The sequence below is a fragment of the Pseudomonas sp. Z1-29 genome, from assembly GCF_051131995.1.
In the GTDB taxonomy this organism is placed as follows: domain Bacteria; phylum Pseudomonadota; class Gammaproteobacteria; order Pseudomonadales; family Pseudomonadaceae; genus Aquipseudomonas.
Map to the genome: position 1 here is coordinate 3,654,288 of NZ_CP071645.1, position 16,571 is coordinate 3,670,858.

11 protein-coding genes and 1 riboswitch are annotated in these 16,571 nt (G+C 64.2%); of the genes, 3 read left to right on the forward strand and 8 right to left on the reverse strand.

What is annotated here, in order from left to right; all coding sequences use genetic code 11:
* Positions 1-27: 27 nt before the first annotated feature.
* The 7 genes from J3P84_RS16415 to J3P84_RS16445 form a co-directional block, all read right to left on the reverse strand.
* On the reverse strand, positions 28-1,674 hold the full coding sequence (locus J3P84_RS16415) for a phospholipase D-like domain-containing protein (protein WP_434624443.1): 1,647 nt from the start codon (positions 1,672-1,674) through the stop codon (positions 28-30).
* Positions 1,675-1,874: 200 nt separating this feature from the next.
* Positions 1,875-2,432 (reverse strand): vWA domain-containing protein, encoded by a 558-nt coding sequence (locus J3P84_RS16420; protein ID WP_434624445.1) that lies wholly within the window; start codon positions 2,430-2,432, stop codon positions 1,875-1,877.
* Between the two features lie 101 nt (positions 2,433-2,533).
* Positions 2,534-3,541: an ATP-binding protein gene (locus J3P84_RS16425; protein ID WP_434624447.1), complete on the reverse strand. Its 1,008-nt coding sequence runs from the start codon at positions 3,539-3,541 to the stop codon at positions 2,534-2,536.
* 222 nt (positions 3,542-3,763) lie between these two features.
* Complete coding sequence (cobN, locus tag J3P84_RS16430; RefSeq protein WP_434624449.1) at positions 3,764-7,537, reverse strand: cobaltochelatase subunit CobN; 3,774 nt, start codon at positions 7,535-7,537, stop codon at positions 3,764-3,766.
* 3 nt (positions 7,538-7,540) lie between these two features.
* The gene (gene cobW, locus J3P84_RS16435; protein WP_305495327.1) at positions 7,541-8,605 is read right to left on the reverse strand and encodes a cobalamin biosynthesis protein CobW; all 1,065 of its coding nucleotides are present in this window, start codon (positions 8,603-8,605) and stop codon (positions 7,541-7,543) included.
* Positions 8,606-8,704: 99 nt separating this feature from the next.
* A riboswitch (cobalamin riboswitch) is annotated at positions 8,705-8,936 on the reverse strand.
* Between the two features lie 79 nt (positions 8,937-9,015).
* Positions 9,016-10,152, reverse strand: a complete 1,137-nt coding sequence (locus J3P84_RS16440) for a glycerate kinase (protein ID WP_434624452.1) — start codon at positions 10,150-10,152, stop codon at positions 9,016-9,018.
* A gap of 290 nt (positions 10,153-10,442) precedes the next feature.
* The gene (locus J3P84_RS16445; RefSeq protein ID WP_434624454.1) at positions 10,443-11,567 is read right to left on the reverse strand and encodes a sugar diacid recognition domain-containing protein; all 1,125 of its coding nucleotides are present in this window, start codon (positions 11,565-11,567) and stop codon (positions 10,443-10,445) included.
* Positions 11,568-11,757: 190 nt separating this feature from the next.
* Between J3P84_RS16445 and J3P84_RS16450 the strand changes: the two genes are divergently transcribed.
* The 3 genes from J3P84_RS16450 (at position 11,758) to rarD (ending at position 15,257) form a co-directional block, all read left to right on the forward strand.
* Entirely contained in the window at positions 11,758-13,068 is a 1,311-nt protein-coding gene (locus tag J3P84_RS16450; RefSeq protein ID WP_434624456.1) for an MFS transporter, read from the forward strand.
* 198 nt (positions 13,069-13,266) lie between these two features.
* Positions 13,267-14,280 carry an aldo/keto reductase gene (locus tag J3P84_RS16455; protein ID WP_434624458.1) on the forward strand — a complete coding sequence of 338 codons (1,014 nt, stop codon included), beginning with the start codon at positions 13,267-13,269 and terminating at the stop codon, positions 14,278-14,280.
* 92 nt (positions 14,281-14,372) lie between these two features.
* Complete coding sequence (gene rarD, locus J3P84_RS16460; RefSeq protein WP_434624460.1) at positions 14,373-15,257, forward strand: EamA family transporter RarD; 885 nt, start codon at positions 14,373-14,375, stop codon at positions 15,255-15,257.
* A gap of 156 nt (positions 15,258-15,413) precedes the next feature.
* On the opposite strand, the gene hppD is transcribed toward rarD, so the two are convergent.
* Positions 15,414-16,490 (reverse strand): 4-hydroxyphenylpyruvate dioxygenase, encoded by a 1,077-nt coding sequence (hppD, locus tag J3P84_RS16465; protein WP_434624462.1) that lies wholly within the window; start codon positions 16,488-16,490, stop codon positions 15,414-15,416.
* Between the last annotated feature and the right edge of the window lie 81 nt (positions 16,491-16,571).

Here is a 16,571-nt window from a genome sequence, read left to right on the forward strand (position 1 = left end):
GCACTCCAAACCGGCTCTCGCTACTGCTCAACGCCCGCAAAACCTCACCCTGGACAACATTCGCAAATCCCCCTCGCGGTAATAATCGTCGCTCCAGCTGTCATCCACCGCCAGCGGCTTGACCTGCTTGAGGGCGAGTTTTTTCGCGAAGTAACGAAAGCGGTAATGCTCGTAGAAACGCAGCAGTTCGAGCCCGTAGCGGTCGGCCAGGTCGGTGTCGCCCTGGATGATGAGATAGTTCTCGTCGTTGCCGTTGCTCGCCGCGATGCTGAGATTATGGCTGCCGCTGATGATGGTCGGCGCATCGCTGGTGAAATCGGTGACCACCGCTTTGGTATGCACCAGCAGGTTGCCTTTCTGACCTTTCATGTTTTCCCTGAGCCAACCTTCCAGGCCAGTATTGAGCAGCGCGGTGGCGGCGAATTCGGCGGTGCGGTCGGCGTGAAAACCGCTGATGCGGCTGGTGGTATTTTGCAGGCCGTAGCGCAGCACGTCGTCATTGGGCTGGCCGAGCAAGGCATCGAGGATCCGGTCGGGCAAGGCAAACGCCGTGACGAACAGCAGGTCCTTGCGCGCACCGTCGATGATGTCGACGAAGCGATCCAGATCGCCGTGCCCGGTACGCGGCGAGAAACCGGCAAACAGTTTCTCGTCTGCATCCATGGGGTTGTTGCGGGTCAGCCATTGGCGCGTGGCATCGACATCCTCCGGTGTGGCCCAGATCTGCTCGAACACCTGAAGGTAACTGGCGCTGATGCGCGGGTCGTCCAGCACATGAATGACATTGGCCTGGCGGTAGATGCCGTTGGCGGTGAAATTGGTACTGCCGCACAGCACCGCCTCGGGTTTCAGCGACGCGTTCCCTTCGACTTTGCTCAGCACGATGAACTTGTCGTGGAAGATATTGTGGGTGACCCGCCCACGCTTGTTCGCCGCTGGCAGTTTTTCCAGGCTGGCTTCGTTGCGCAGCGTACCGTCATCCCCCGGTTCGGCGTGGTACAGCACCCTGACCCGTGCACCACGGGCATGGGCAGCGTTCACCGCATCGACGATCACCGGTAATTCGTACTCATAAATGGCGACGTCCAGCGCCCAGCTGGCATCGAGCGCCCGATCGATGAAGCCGGTGAGGCGTCCCAGCAAGCCGTTTTCCAGCCAGCGCCGCGGCGCGTCGGGCCAGTCGTCGATGGACAGGTTCTTGTTGGCGTCAATGAGTGCGTCCAGTTCGGGAAATTTGCGCTGGAACGCCTGGCTGGCGGCCACCGCGCGATTGAAGATGACCCGCTGGTTGGCCGGCTGGCCGTCATCGCTGGTCACGCTCACTTCGAGGGATTCGCCCAGTTGCGGCGCATCGGCGCTGCCGTAGGCCAGGTGCACGCGATAATGAATCGTCACGCCAGGGTTGACGGCGTAATCGGCCCAGCGAAATTTCTGCAAGGGCGCCTTGTCGCTGGGCGTGGCATGGAACTGGGGAAAGATGTGGGCCTTGTCGGGGAACGTCAGGCTGTTGAACAGGAACAACCAGGGCTTGGCGCCCTGCTGCTTCTCGATGGCAAAACCCAGCAGCCCCTTGCGCCGGGGCTCGGCCAGGTCCATGGCGAGCAACACGCCGTTGGTGCCGGCATAGGCCTTGACCCGGAAATCGTCCTTCGCGTTGGTGACCAGTACGCGCATGGTTCACTCCTGTGGAGACTGCCTGAGCATAGAGCAGTGATGCAGATTGAACATAGAGGTCCTGGACCGAGGTGATGCCTTCGCGAGCAGGCTCGCTCCCACATTGGTTTCGCTGTGGGCACATAACCAATGCAAACACCGTCACCCTGTGGGAGCGAGCCTGCTCGCGAAGGGGCCTGTCGTTACACCGCAAAGTTCAGTCAGTGCGCTTCATCGATATGCCGATACTCAGCGCCCAACTGCTCCGCCAGTTGCCTTGCCCTACCCAGGCGAATCGGGCCGCGCTCGATGTCTATCAACAGGCACGGGCATTCGAGAGGCGGCACGCCCAGCCCGTCCTTGACTCGTCCATCGGTCATCAGCAACACCCGCTGCTGCTCCGCCGGATAGCGTTTGCGCCGAACCATGAGCCAGCGCTGCGCCTCGTCCAGCGCCGCCAGCAACGGCGTGCCGCCGCCGGCGCCCAGCGCGTCGAGCCAAGCGTCCAGGCCAATGGAGGCCTTGAGCCCCTGCACTTGCCACCTCGGCGCGGTGCCGCTGGCGGTCAACAGCGCCAACCGTGCACGTTGTCGGTAGGCGTCATCGAACAGTTGGGCCAGCAGGCCCTTGCCGTCACTCAAGGCGCGATGGCGACGGGTCGAGGCCGACGCATCGACGATCACCAGCCACAGCTCATGGGCTGAACGCTGCCGCCATTTGAAACGCAAATCCGCCAGCAGGCGTGGACGTCCCTTGAGCAACGTGCCCGGCCAATCCACCGCGCCGCTGGCGGCCGCTTTGCCGTGGCCTTGGCGGCCCTGGTCGAGCCGTCCCGGAAGGGGTCTGGCATTCGCCCCCGCGGACGACCGGGAGCGAATGCCTAGGACTTTTTTGGCCAGCTCGGCACGTCACGCCGGGCACCGCTCGGCAGCGCCCGGGCCGGCAGGTCACCCCATTGGCCCTGGCCTTCGCCGGACTCGCTCGCTTCATTCCGGCTCGGCGACGGTGCCTGGGACGGCGCGGGGGCCGGGGACGCAGGGTCGCGGCGCCGATGGCGCAAGGCAAACTCGGCGACGGCGTCGATGTCTTCGGCTGCGATGGCGTCCGCGCCACGCCAGGCGGCATGAGCACGGGCGGCCCGCAACCAGACGAGGTCGGCGCGCAAGCCATCGACCCCAGCGGCGAAACAACGCTCGGTAATCTGCTCCAGCGCCATGTCATCCAATGGGATCCCGGCCAACCGCACGCGCGCCTGTTGGCAGCGCTCACGCAACTGTCGTTGGGCGGTTTCCCACTCGGCGCAGAACGCCGCCGGATCGCTGTCGAAATCCAGCCGCCGCCGAATGATCTGCCCGCGCTCGGCAGGCGCCGTGTGGCCATCAAGCGCCACGTTCAGGCCGAAACGATCGAGCAATTGCGGACGCAGTTCGCCCTCTTCCGGGTTCATGGTGCCGATCAGCACGAAACGCGCCGGATGCCGGTGGGAAATGCCGTCGCGCTCGATCAGGTTGGTGCCGCTGGCGGCGACGTCCAACAGCAGGTCCACCAGGTGATCCGGCAACAGGTTCACCTCATCGACATACAGCACGCCACCGTCGGCCTTGGCCAGCACGCCGGGGGAAAATTGCGCGCGCCCTTCCCCAAGTGCGGCATTCAGATCGAGAGTGCCCACCAGCCGCTCTTCGGTGGCGCCCAGTGGCAAGGTCACGAACTGACCGCTTGCCAGCAGATCCGCCAGGCCCCGGGCCAGCGTGGACTTGGCCATCCCCCGTGGACCTTCGATCAGCACACCGCCGATCTTCGGATCGATCGCCGCCAGGCACAGGGCCAGTTTCAGCGCATCGGCGCCGACCACGGCGGAGAGGGGAAAATGGGCGGTGTCGGTCATGTTGAATGTCTCATGGATGATCGGTGAAGTTCAGGCAAAACAGCATTTTGTGGCGAGGGGATTTATCCCCGTTGGGTTGCGAAGCGACCCTCTTCTATCAGCCGCCTCGGTGTGTCAGCTGTATGAAGGGAAATTGGGGCTGCTTCGCAGCCCAGCGGGGATAAATCCCCTCGCCACAGATAACTCCCCTGTCACAAAAGAGCTGCCAAAAAAATTGAATAGTCAGCCATCTTCTTCGATATCCAGCAACAGATTCTCCAGCGCCTCGCGATAGTCGCCCGGTTCCTGCCACATCCCCCGCTGCTGGGCTTCGAGCATTCGCTCGGTCATGTCCCGCAGGGCGTCGGGGTTGTGCTGGCGGACGAAGTCCCGGGTATCCGGATCGAGCAGGTAGGCATCGGCCAGCAACGCGTACTGGTGATCATCGATCAGCTGCGTGGTAGCGTCGAAGGCAAACAGGTTGTCCACCGTCGCCGCCAGTTCGAACGCGCCCTTGTAACCATGGCGCTTGACGCCGTCGATCCACTTCGGATTGGCCGCGCGGGATCGGATGACCCGGTTGAGCTCTTCCTTCAGGGTGCGGATTTTCGGCAAGTCCGGCTGGCTGTGGTCGCCGTGGTAGCTGGCCGCGGCTTCGCCACTCAAGGTTTCGACGGCGGCGAGCATGCCGCCCTGGAACTGGTAGTAATCGTTGGAATCGAGCAGGTCGTGCTCGCGGTTGTCCTGGTTCTGCAACACCGCTTGCACCTGGCTCAGGCGCCGGCTGAACTGAGCCCGCGCGGCGGTGCCTTCATCACTGGCGCCGTAGGCGTAGCCGCCCCAGTTGAGGTACACCTCGGCGAGGTCTTCGCGGCTCTGCCAGAGACGTCCGTCAACAGCGCCCTGCACGCCCGCGCCATAGGCGCCGGGCTTGGCGCCGAAGATCCGCCAGCCGGCCTGGCGCGTCGCGTCTTCCAACGGCAGTCCGGTTTGCCGCAAGGCTTCGCGTTCGCTGCGGACTTTCGCCGCCAGCGGGTTCATGTCGTCCGGCTCATCGAGGGCCGCAACGGCCTGCACCGCCGCATCGAACAGGCGGATCAGGTTGGCGAAGGCGTCCCGGAAGAACCCCGAGACCCGCAGCGTCACATCGACCCGGGGCCGGTCCAGCAGGCTCAACGGCAGGATTTCGAAATCGTCGACGCGCTGGCTGCCCGTGGCCCACACCGGGCGCACGCCCATCAGCGCCATGGCCTGGGCAATGTCATCGCCACCGGTGCGCATGGTCGCGGTGCCCCACACCGACAGACCGAGCTGGCGCAGGTGATCGCCATGGTCCTGCAAGTGCCGTTCGAGGATCAGGTTGGCCGATTGGAAGCCGATGCGCCACGCCGTGGTGGTGGGCAGGTTGCGCACATCGACGGAGAAAAAATTGCGTCCGGTGGGCAGCACATCCAGGCGTCCACGACTCGGCGCACCGCTGGGGCCGGCCGGCACGAAGCGCCCACCCAGGGCATCAAGCAAGCCGCGCATTTCCGCCGGACCACAGGCGTCCAGGCGCGGCGCGACGACGCCGCGCAGGTGTTCGATGATGCAGCCCACCGCGTCCCAGCCCGGCGCGTCGAGCTGCTCGACCGGACCTTCCAGGGCCTGTTCGATCAACCGCGCGGCGAACAGCTCCAGGCGCTCGCGGGTGTCGCCGACGCTGCGCCAAGGCTCGGCGCTGACCTCGCCCAGGGCCTCGGGTCGCGTCCCGGTCCAAGGCTCGGCCAAGGCACAATCGAGCGGATCGAACCCCAACCCGAACGCCTTCGCCAAGGCCCGCAACAGGCTCGACTGCGCACCCTTGCCGTCGCCACGGGGAATACGCAGCAACGCCAGCAAGGTGTCGATACGCAACCGTCCGCCAGGCGACTCGCCGAAGATATGCAGGCCGTCGCGAATCTGCGACTCCTTCAGGTCGCACAGGTAGGTGTCCAGGCGTGGCAGCCAGATCGCCGCGTCGGCGTCGCTGTCGAGGGCGGCGTCGAGTTGCAGTTCGCGGTCGATGTGGGTCTCGCGCACCAGGTTGAGGATATCCCGTTGCAGCTCCCGGGCGCGGCGCGGGTCGAGCAGTTGCGCCTCGTAGTATTCGTCCGCGAGCAGTTCGAGGTTGCGCAGCGGCCCGTAGGTTTCGGCCCGGGTCAGCGGCGGCATCAAGTGATCGATGATTACCGCCTGTGTGCGTCGCTTGGCCTGGGCGCCCTCGCCCGGGTCATTGACGATGAACGGGTAGATGTTCGGCAGCGGTCCGAGCAGCGCATCCGGCCAGCAATTTTCCGAGAGCCCGACGCCCTTGCCCGGCAGCCATTCGAGGTTGCCGTGCTTGCCGACGTGAACCACTGCATGAGCGCCGTAGGTGTGGCGTAACCAGAAGTAGAACGCCAGGTAACCGTGGGGCGGCACCAGGTCCGGGTCGTGGTAGACCGCGCTCGGGTCAAGCTGATACCCGCGCGCCGGCTGGATGCCGATAAACGTCAGGCCCAGGCGCAACCCGGCGACCATCAGCCGACCTTGGCGGAACATGGGGTCCTGCTCGGGCGCGCCCCAACGGGCCAATACCGCGTCGCGATTGGCCTCGGGTAGCGCGTCGAACATGGCTTGATAGGCGTCCAGGGCCAGGCTTTGATGACACGGTCGCAAATCCAGGCTGTCGAGATCGTTGCTGACGCCGCCGAGCAATTGCTGGATCAACGCGGTGCCGCTGGCCGGCAGCTCGGCCGACAGCGGATAGCCCTCGGCCTGCAGGGCGCGGAGGATATTCAGCGCCGCCGCCGGCGTGTCCAGGCCGACACCGTTGCCGATGCGCCCATCACGAGTCGGGTAGTTGGCGAGGATCAGCGCCACGCGCTTTTCGCGGTTGGGCAGACGCGCCAGCGCCGTCCAGCGCCGGGCCAGCTCGGCAACGAAATCCATGCGCTCGGGCACCGCCCGGTAGCAGACCACATCGCTCTGGCTGCGCTCGCTGCGCCAGGCCAGGTCCTTGAAACTGACAGGCCGGCTGATGATCCGTCCATCCAGTTCCGGCAGGGCGATGTGCATCGCCAGGTCGCGTGGCCCCAGGCCTTGTTCGCTGGCGCGCCAGCCGGGCTCATTGTCCTGCGCGCAGATCGCCTGGATCACCGGGATGTCGCGGCGAAACGGCCGCAGATGCGGTGCTTCAGGGCTGGATTGGGCGAAGCCGGTAGTGTTTAGAATCACCCCCGCCGCTGCCTCGTCCAACCAATCTTCCACCTGTGCCAGACAACCGGGTTCCTTGAGACTCGCCACGGCAATCGGCAGCGGATTGAGCCCCGCCGCTTGCAGGCGCTGGCAGAATACGTCGATGAAAGCAGTGTTCGCCGCTTGCAGGTGTGAACGATAGAACAACACCGCCGCCACCGGTTCGTCGGCGCGCCAGTCGGCTTGCCAATGATCGAGGGTCGCGTGGGTTTGTTCGGGGTGGTAGATCGCTGTGCGCGGCAAAGGCTCCGGTTCGGCCCACGGATAATCGCGCGCAAACCATTGGCTGCCGAGGTGATTGAAAAGGTTCAGGGCATTGGCCAATCCGCCCTGGCGCAAGAACTGCCAGAGCCGGTCGCGATCCTCGAACGCTACGTTGCTCAGGTCGCTGAGCTCCGGGTCGGGGCGATCATCCCCCGGTACCAGGATCAGCTTCACGCCGCGCGCGGCCAGTTCCATCAGGCGCTCGATGCCGTAGCGCCAATAGCCGATGCCACCGTGCAGCGACAACAGGATGACCTTGGCGTGGCGCAGTACGTCGTCGACATACAGGTCCACCGAGGCGTGGTTCTGCACCTGCATCGGGTTGGCGAGGCGAAACTGCGGGTAGTCGTCCGGCAACTGCCGCGCCGCTTCGGCCAGCAGCGCCAGGCTGGAATCGCCGCTGCACAGGATCACCAGCTCGGCGGGGGTTTGTCCGAGGTCGGCGATGTTGTCATCCGAGACAAAACCGCCGGGCTGGGTCCTGAGCAGGTGCATGGCTTAGACGCTGAGGGCGGCGCGCAGCTGCGCTTCAAGCAGCCCGGCATCCAGCGCCTGGCCGATCAGCACCAGCCGCGTCACCCGCGCTTCGTCGGCGCCCCACTGGCGGTCGAAGTGTTTGTCGAAGCGCGTGCCGACGCCCTGGATCAACAAGCGCATCGGCTTGTTCGGGATCGCCGCGAAACCCTTGACCCGCAGCACGTCATGCTGGATCACCAGTTGCGTCAGCGCGTCCAGCAGCAGGCTTTCATCGGCCTGGGGCAGTTCGAGGGAGATCGAGTCGAAGGCGTCATGATCGTGGTCGTCATCATCACCGTCATGGTGGTGATCGTGGTGGCTGTGGCGACTGTCGATGTGCTCTTCGGAGCCGGCGCCCAGGCCGATCAGCACGTCCAGCGGCAGGCGACCGCTGCTGGCTTCGATGACCTTGACCGCTGGCGGCAATTCTTCGGCGACTTCCAGGCGGACTTTTGCCAGGTCTTCAGGGCTGATCAGGTCGGCCTTGTTGAGGATCACCAGGTCGGCGCTCGCCAGTTGATCGGCGAACAGCTCGTGCAGCGGCGATTCGTGATCCAGGTTCGGGTCCAGTTTGCGCTGGGCATCGACCTGATCGGGGAACGCGGCAAAAGTACCGGCGGCCACGGCCGGGCTGTCGACCACGGTAATCACCGCATCGACCGTGCAGGCGCTGCGGATCTCCGGCCACTGGAAGGCCTGGACCAAGGGCTTGGGCAGGGCCAGGCCAGAGGTTTCGATGAGGATGTGGTCGAGGTCGCCGCGACGGGCCACCAGTTCGCGCATCACCGGAAAAAACTCTTCCTGCACGGTGCAGCACAGGCAACCGTTGGCCAATTCGTAGACCCGGCCGTTGGCTTCTTCTTCGGTGCAACCGATGGAGCACTGTTTGAGAATCTCACCGTCGATACCGAGCTCGCCGAATTCGTTGACGATCACCGCGATGCGCCGGCCCTGGGCGTTGTCGAGCATGTGCCGCAGCAAGGTGGTCTTACCCGAGCCGAGGAAACCGGTGACGATGGTGACGGGGAGTTTGGCCAGTGTTTTCATCGGATGCCCTTTGGCAAGGTGGCGGGCAAACGGGACGACAACCGCTGGCACAGACGCGCGCGGAAGATTTCGCCACCGGATCACCCCGCCCGGTTGTAGTGAGAATCTGTTGTCGAGGCAGGTCTCCTGGCTGACGGCGGGCCGGTCCACGCTTCATACAAAGCCTGGACCGACAATTTGCTGCGCCTTCCCGTGCGCCCGTTGAAAAAGGGCATGCACAGTGGCCTTGCAGAAACAGCACCGTTCACAGTTGCGGGGGCAGCCGCGGCTTGGACCGCGTTCCCTTCTTAGCTTCGGCGTACGCCAAAGAACCTCGAAGGCGCAAGGCTACGCAGGGTGCGCGGGCGGGTCAATGTCCCTGAGGCAAACTCCGGGGCCGGTGCCTCATCGTCGGCACCGGCACGGCCGATCTAGCGGGCCGCCACGCGCCAGAGCCGGGCAATGTCCCGCGCGCGCTCGGCCAACAGGCGTGGCGCATCGGTGCAGGCCTCTTGAAGTGTCATCGGCCCGTTCGCCAGGGCAAAGGCGGCATCGATGCCATGCTCATACAGCGCCTGGTAACCCTCCCCCAGCGTGCCGGCAATGACCACTACCGGTACACCTTGGTGTCGGGCAATGCGGGCCACGCCAAAAGGCGTCTTGCCGCGCAGGGTCTGCGCATCGAAACGGCCTTCGCCGGTGATGACCAGATCGGCCCCGTTGATCGCCTCGGCCAGGCCGGTCAATTGCGCAACGACTTCCACGCCGGTGCGAAACCGGGCCTGGAGAAAGGCCTTGGCCGCGAATCCCAGGCCTCCGGCGGCGCCACTGCCCGGTTCATCGCGCACGTCCCGGTGCAACGCCTGGGCGCAGTGCTCGGCGAAATGCCCCAGCGCGCGATCCAGTTGCTGCACCTGCTCGGCAGAAGCGCCCTTCTGCGGGCCGAACACCGCTGAAGCGCCATGGGGCCCGCACAAGGGGTTATCGACGTCGGCAGCGATTTCGAAACGCACCCCGGCCAGGCGCGGGTCCAACTCGCTCAGGTCAATGCGCGCCAGTTTGCCCAGGGCCAGGCCGCCGGGCGGCAGCGATTGGCCCTTTGCGTCCAGCAGCGCCACGCCCAGAGCCTGCAGCGCCCCGGCACCGCCGTCGTTGGTGGCACTGCCGCCGATCGCCAGGATCACGCGCTGGGCACCCTCATCGAGGGCGGCGCGAATCAGTTCGCCGGTGCCGAAGGTGCTGCTGGAGCACGCGTCGCGCTGTCCCGGAGGCACCAGTTGCAGGCCGCTGGCCTCAGCCATCTCGATGATCGCGGTGCCGCTGTCGGGCAGCCAGCCCCAGCGGGCCTCGACAGCGGCGCCCAAGGGCCCGCGAACCAGGGCGCGACGCCATTGGCCGTTGCACGCCGCCAGCACCGACTCCACCGTCCCTTCCCCGCCGTCGGCCATCGGGCATTTGATCAACTGCGCATCCGGCCAGACCTCGGCCAACCCCTGGGCAATCGCGTCCGCCACGCCCTGGGCGCTGAGACTGTCCTTGAACGAGTCGGGGGCGATGATTATTTTCATTTTTGTTCTCCGGTTCCGATGCACAGCATGCTGCCAGCTGACCGCAGCCCTGACGCCGGTCCGCCGCACAAAACTCCTTGGGCATTATTGGTCAATTTCACAAAAATGGCGGTTCGGCATTGCTGGCCTCTTCGCGAGCAGGCTCGCTCCCACAACGGATCCGTGCTGAAAACAAAAATCGCGAGCGCAGCAGATCCAATGTGGGAGCGAGCTTGCTCGCGATAGCGGTGTGTCAGCTTGCAGTTTTTTGAAGCGGATGCCGTCATCGCGAGCAAGCTCGCTCCCACAGGTCATGAGGGGAGGTTTTGATCGTGCGGCAACAGTTGCACCCCCAGGTACAACGCCAGCATCCCATCCAGCCGCAGCGGGTCCACGCCGCTGAGCTCGGCGATGCGTTCCATGCGATAGCGCAGGCTGTTGCGGTGGATGCCCAGGGCGTCGGCGCAGGCCTGGCTCTGGCCGTCGTATTCGCACCAGCTGCGCAGGGTTGCCAGGAGTTGTCCGTTGTTGTCCTTGGCGATCACCTTGCGCAGCGGTGTCAGCAACTCGTTCAGCGCATCGTCGCTGCGATGGCGCCAGAGCAGCACCGGCAGGCGATAACGATTGAGGATCAACAGGCGTGACTGCGGTAGGACATCACGGCCGTAGGCAAGTAGGTCCGCCACACGCCGGTAGCAACGGCGCAGGCCGGTCAGACCCTCGGCCTGACCGCCCACCGCCACCCTGAGGATGTTCCAGCCCAGCCCGTCGAGCTTGCCGAGCAAGCGCTCGTTCTCCACCGAAGCCGTGACCGGCCGGCACCAGAGCAAAGAAGATTTGGATGAGGTCAGGCACCAGCTGTCCGGGTAGCGCGACATCAGCCACGCACTCAGCGCCTCGACCGTTTGCCCGGGCCCATGCTCCTGGCCCAATTCAAACAGGTACGGCACCCGCGACAGCTGCGGCTTGAGGCCCATCTGCAGGGCTTCGTCGAGCAACCGTGGCGAATCCCCGGCATCACCCAGCAGCAGCGCCAGTAAATCATCGCAACGCTGGCGCCGCCATTGCTGCTCGGCCTGCTGGTTGCGCTGGGCGAGCAGCATTTCGGCGGTCATGCGCACCAGCTCGGCGTAGGTGCGCAAGTGCGCGGGTTCGCCGGTGATGCCAAGCACGCCGATCAGCCGCTGGTCGAGCATCAACGGCAGGTTGATTCCTGGCTGCACGCCCTTGAGGTGCACGGCGGTGTGCTCGTCGATTTCCACCACCCGCCCATTCGCCAGGACCAACTGCGCACCCTCGTGACGGGTATTGATGCGCTCACGCTCGCCGCTGGCGAGGATCAGGCCCTGGTTGTCCATGACGTTGACGTTATAGGGCAGAATCGCCATCGCCCGGTCGACGATGTCCTGGGCCAGGTCGTGATCGAGTTCGAACATGGGCGACTCCTTGTGGGCAGGGTTCTTGTTACTGGGCGTAATGCTTCAGCGCGATTGGTCAGCCGCACAGGGTCCGCGCCCAAACCCTGTGCCCCGGCACAAAGACACGGGCCCTCAGGCTGGCCGAGACTCAAGGGGCGGTCAACGTTACCCCTTGGCACGCCAAAATCATAATAAAGAGAGACCCGCCATGTCCCAGAGCGCAGCAGCCCTCCTGGCTACCCCCGACGAAAAAAATACCGTCTACAAGCGCATCACCCTGCGCTTGATCCCCTTCATCTTCATCTGCTACCTGTTCAACTACCTGGACCGGGTCAACGTTGGCTTCGCCAAGTTGCAGATGCTCGATGCGCTGAAATTCAGCGAAACCGTGTACGGCCTTGGTGCCGGGATCTTCTTCATCGGCTACGTGCTGTGTGGCGTGCCGAGTAACCTGGCACTGACAAAATTCGGCCCGCGGCGCTGGATCGCGCTGATGATGATCACCTGGGGCACGCTGTCGACCTGCCTGCTGTTCGTCACCACCCCGACCGGGTTCTATACCTTGCGGCTGTTCACCGGTGCAGCCGAGGCCGGGTTCTTCCCTGGCGTGGTGCTGTACCTCTCGCAGTGGTTCCCGACGTTCCGTCGCGGCCGGATCATGGCGCTGTTCATGTCGGCCATCCCGGTGTCCGGCCTGCTCGGCAGCCCGTTTTCCGGCTGGATCCTCAACCATTTCGCCGCCGGCCAGGGTGGCCTGGCGGGCTGGCAGTGGATGTTCCTGCTGCAAGGCGTGCCGACGGTGATCCTCGGGGCTCTGGCGTTCTTCCTGCTCAGCGACACCTTCGCCAATGCCAAATGGCTGACCGACCATGAGCGCGCCGTGCTCACCGCCGACCATGCCGAAGACCTGGCCAACAAGCCGAAGACCACCACCGATTCCCTGGCAGCCGTATTCAAGAACCCGGCGATCTGGGCCTTCGGTCTGGTGTACTTCTGCATCCAGAGCGGCGTGTACGCGATCAACTTCTGGCTGCCGTCAATCATCAAGAACCTGGGTTTCAGCGATAACCTGGTGATCGGCTGGCTGAGTGCGATCCCCTATCTGCTGGCGGCGGTGTTCATGCTGCTGGTGGGCCGCTCGGCGGACCTGCACAAGGAGCGCCGCTGGCATCTGGTCGTGCCGATGCTGATGGGTGCGGTCGGGCTGCTGATCGCCGTCAATTTCGCCACTACGCCGGCCATCGCCATCCTCGGCCTGACCATCGCCACCATGGGCGCCCTCACCGGCCTGCCGATGTTCTGGCCGGTGCCCACCGCCCTGCTCAGCGCGGGAGCGGCGGCCGGCGGCCTGGCGTTGATCAATTCCATGGGCCAGATGGCCGGCTTCCTCAGTCCGTACCTGGTGGGCTGGGTCAAGGACGCCACCGGCTCGACCGATGCGGCGCTCTATGTGCTGGCGGCAGTGATTGTCTGCGGCAGCCTGCTGGCGTTGCGCATGACGCGCACCCTGCGGGGCTGATACCCCTCTGGCCCCTTGTGGGAGCGAGCTTGCTCGCGATAGCGAAGTGTCAGGCAACATTTTTGTCGATTGATACGCCGCCATCGCGAGCAAGCTCGCTCCCACAGTTGATTTGTGCCGTTTGGATAAAACGGTTGGATCCACACGGCGGTTCTGGTATTTGATGGGACCTTTCCCATCGATAAAAGGATCTTGTCCATGAGCTACCGCACGCTGGGCCATTCGGGGTTGCAAGTCTCGACGCTGACCCTGGGCACGATGATGTTCGGTGAACAGACCAGCACCGAGGATTCGCTGCGGATCATCGACAAGGCCTGGAACCAGGGCATCAATTTCATCGACACGGCCGATGTCTACACCAACGGCCGTTCCGAAGAAATCGTCGGCGAGGCGATTGCCAGCCGGCGCCACGAGTGGGTGCTCGCCACCAAGGTCGGCTTCGGCCCGCCGGACGGTGTGCCCAACCGCAGCGGCTTGAGCCGCAAGCATATCTTCAACGGCATCGAGGCCAGCCTGACGCGCCTGGGCACCGATTACCTGGACATCTACTACCTGCACCGCGAAGACCACAACACGCCATTGCAGGTCACGGTGTCGGCCATCGGCGACTTGATTCGCCAGGGCAAGATCCGCTACTGGGGCCTGTCGAATTACCGCGCCTGGCGCATCGCCGAAGTGATCCGCATCGCCGACAGCCTGGGCGTCGATCGGCCGGTGATCAGCCAGCCGCTGTACAACATCGTCAACCGCCAGGCGGAAACCGAACAGATCACCGCCGCGCAGAACTACGGCCTCGGCGTGGTGCCCTACAGCCCCCTCGCCCGAGGTGTGCTCAGCGGCAAGTACGCACCCGATGTGGCACCGGATGCCAACAGCCGCGCCGGACGCCAGGACAAGCGCATCCTGGAAACCGAATGGCGGGTCGAATCCTTGCGCATTGCCCAGCAGATCCAGCAATACACCCGGGATCGCGGCGTCGGCATTGTCGAGTTCGCCATTGCCTGGGTGTTGAACAACCGTGCCGTCACGTCGGCGATCGTCGGACCGCGCACCGAAGAACAATGGGACGCGTACACCAGGGCGCAAGCGGTGCGGATCACCGCGGATGACGAAGCGTTCATCGATTCGCTGGTGACACCGGGGCATGCTTCGACGCCGGGCTTCAACGACATCAGTCATTTCGTGCCGGGCCGCGTGCCGCATACGTCGTAATATTCAACGCATGACCCCGTGGCGAGGGAGCTTGCTCCCGCTCGGCACGGGTAAACAACTCCGTGCTGCAATTCCAATAACAAGAGGCATCAGTGTCCAAAGGCATCGCTCTATCGGTATCGGCCTCCGCCCTGTTCGCGGTCATGTACTACTACACCTCGCTGCTCGCACCGCTGACCGGCCTGGAGATTTTTGGCTGGCGCATGCTGCTGACGATGCCTTGCATGACGGCGTTCATGCTGATTGCACGGGAGTGGAAGCTCGTCGCCGATCTCGTCGAGCGGCTGGTCGCCACACCGCTTCTGCTGCTCGGGGCGATGGCATCTTCGGCGTTGATGGGCGCGCAGTTGTGGCTGTTCATGTGGGCGCCGCTCAACGGCTACAGCCTGGACGTGTCGCTGGGTTATTTTCTGCTGCCGCTGTCGATGGTCCTGACCGGGCGCATCGTCTATGGCGAGCGACTCTCGCGCTTTCAGAAAGCCGCCGTGTTGCTCGCTACGCTCGGCGTGTTCAACGAGCTATGGCAAGTCGGTGGTCTGTCCTGGGCGACCCTGTTGGTCGTGCTGGGCTATCCGCTGTATTTCATCCTGCGCAAACGCATCCGGACCGACAACCTGGGCGGTCTCTGGCTGGACATGGCCCTGATGCTGCCGTTGGCCCTCTGGTTCGTGCAGAGCGGCGCGCAAGGCTTTGGTGTCTTCAACCAGTACCCGTGGCTGTCGCTGCTCATTCCGGTACTTGGCGTCATCAGCGCCTCGGCGTTGGTGGCGTACATCGTTGCCAGCCGCTTGCTGCCGCTCGGCCTGTTCGGGCTGTTGAGTTATGTCGAGCCGGTGCTGCTGCTGGGCGTGGCGCTGCTGCTGGGGGAAAGCATCGAGGCTGAGGAATGGCTCACCTATATCCCCATCTGGCTGGCGGTGGCCGTGCTGGTGCTGGAAGGCTTCAGGCACCTGGTGCGGCAGCGGCGCCGGGCTTAAGGTTACCCCCGCCCCTGTGGGAGCGAGCCTGCTCGCGAAGGCTTAGGTGACTGACACAGCGCTTTCGCGAGCAGGCTCGCTCCCACAGGGGTCTTGCATCGACAACAAAAAGCCCGCCCGGCATCACTGCCGGGCGGGCTTTTTTACCTGTCGGGTTTACTCGGTAGTGAGTACACCACGCCGCACCTGGTCACGCTCGATCGATTCGAACAGTGCCTTGAAGTTGCCCTCGCCGAAGCCATCGTCGCCCTTGCGCTGGATGAACTCGAAGAACACCGGCCCCATCAGGGTTTCCGAGAAGATCTGCAGCAACAGGCGCTTGTCGCCCTGCTCCGAGGCCCCGTCCAGCAGGATGCCCCGCGATTGCAGCTCCGCCACCGGTTCGCCATGGTTCGGCAGGCGGCCTTCGAGCATTTCATAGTAGGTGTCCGGCGGCGCGGTCATGAAGCGCATGCCGATCTTCTTGAGCGAGTCCCAGGTCTTGATCAAGTCGTCGGTCAGGAAGGCCACGTGCTGGATGCCTTCGCCATTGAACTGCATCAGGAACTCTTCGATCTGCCCGGCGCCCTTGGATGACTCTTCGTTCAGCGGGATGCGGATCATGCCGTCCGGGGCCGTCATGGCCTTGGAAGTCAGGCCGGTGTATTCGCCCTTGATGTCGAAGTAACGAATCTCGCGGAAATTGAACAGCTTCTCGTAGAAGTTGGCCCAGTAGGCCATGCGCCCGCGATAAACGTTGTGGGTCAGGTGGTCGATGATCTTCAGACCGGCGCCCACCGGATTGCGATCGACACCCTCGAGGAAGACGAAGTCGATGTCGTAGATCGAGCTGCCTTCGCCAAAACGGTCGATCAGGTACAGCGGCGCGCCGCCAATGCCTTTGATCGCCGGGAGGTTCAGTTCCATCGGGCCGGTTTCGATGTGGATCGGCTGGGCACCGAGTTCCAGGGCCTGCTTGTAGGCTTTTTGCGAATCCTTGACGCGAAAGGCCATGCCGCATACCGACGGGCCGTGCTCGGCCGCGAAGTAGGACGCCACGCTGTGCGGTTCGTTGTTGAGGATCAGGTTGATCGCGCCCTGGCGGTACAGGTGCACGTCTTTGGAACGGTGGGTGGCCACCTTGGTGAAGCCCATGATCTCGAAGATCGGCTCCAGGGTATTCGGGGTCGGGGATGCGAATTCAATGAATTCGAAGCCCATCAGGCCCATCGGGTTTTCGTATAGATCTGCCATGTCGGCGCCTCATCAAACTTATCAATTAACAAAAGAACGTTAGTTGCCAGTGATGCTGAGGACGCGGGGCGGCGCGCAGGA

Excerpts from the sequence above, each read along its gene's own strand:
- J3P84_RS16415 (WP_434624443.1), bottom strand. The coding sequence starts at position 1,674 with ATGCGCGTACTGGTCACCAACGCGAAGGACGATTTCCGGGTCAAGGCC.
- J3P84_RS16425 (WP_434624447.1), bottom strand. The coding sequence starts at position 3,541 with ATGACCGACACCGCCCATTTTCCCCTCTCCGCCGTGGTCGGCGCCGAT.
- cobN (WP_434624449.1), bottom strand. The coding sequence starts at position 7,537 with ATGCACCTGCTCAGGACCCAGCCCGGCGGTTTTGTCTCGGATGACAAC.
- cobW (WP_305495327.1), bottom strand. The coding sequence starts at position 8,605 with ATGAAAACACTGGCCAAACTCCCCGTCACCATCGTCACCGGTTTCCTC.
- J3P84_RS16440 (WP_434624452.1), bottom strand. The coding sequence starts at position 10,152 with ATGAAAATAATCATCGCCCCCGACTCGTTCAAGGACAGTCTCAGCGCC.
- J3P84_RS16445 (WP_434624454.1), bottom strand. The coding sequence starts at position 11,567 with ATGTTCGAACTCGATCACGACCTGGCCCAGGACATCGTCGACCGGGCG.
- J3P84_RS16450 (WP_434624456.1), top strand. The coding sequence starts at position 11,758 with ATGTCCCAGAGCGCAGCAGCCCTCCTGGCTACCCCCGACGAAAAAAAT.
- J3P84_RS16455 (WP_434624458.1), top strand. The coding sequence starts at position 13,267 with ATGAGCTACCGCACGCTGGGCCATTCGGGGTTGCAAGTCTCGACGCTG.
- hppD (WP_434624462.1), bottom strand. The coding sequence starts at position 16,490 with ATGGCAGATCTATACGAAAACCCGATGGGCCTGATGGGCTTCGAATTC.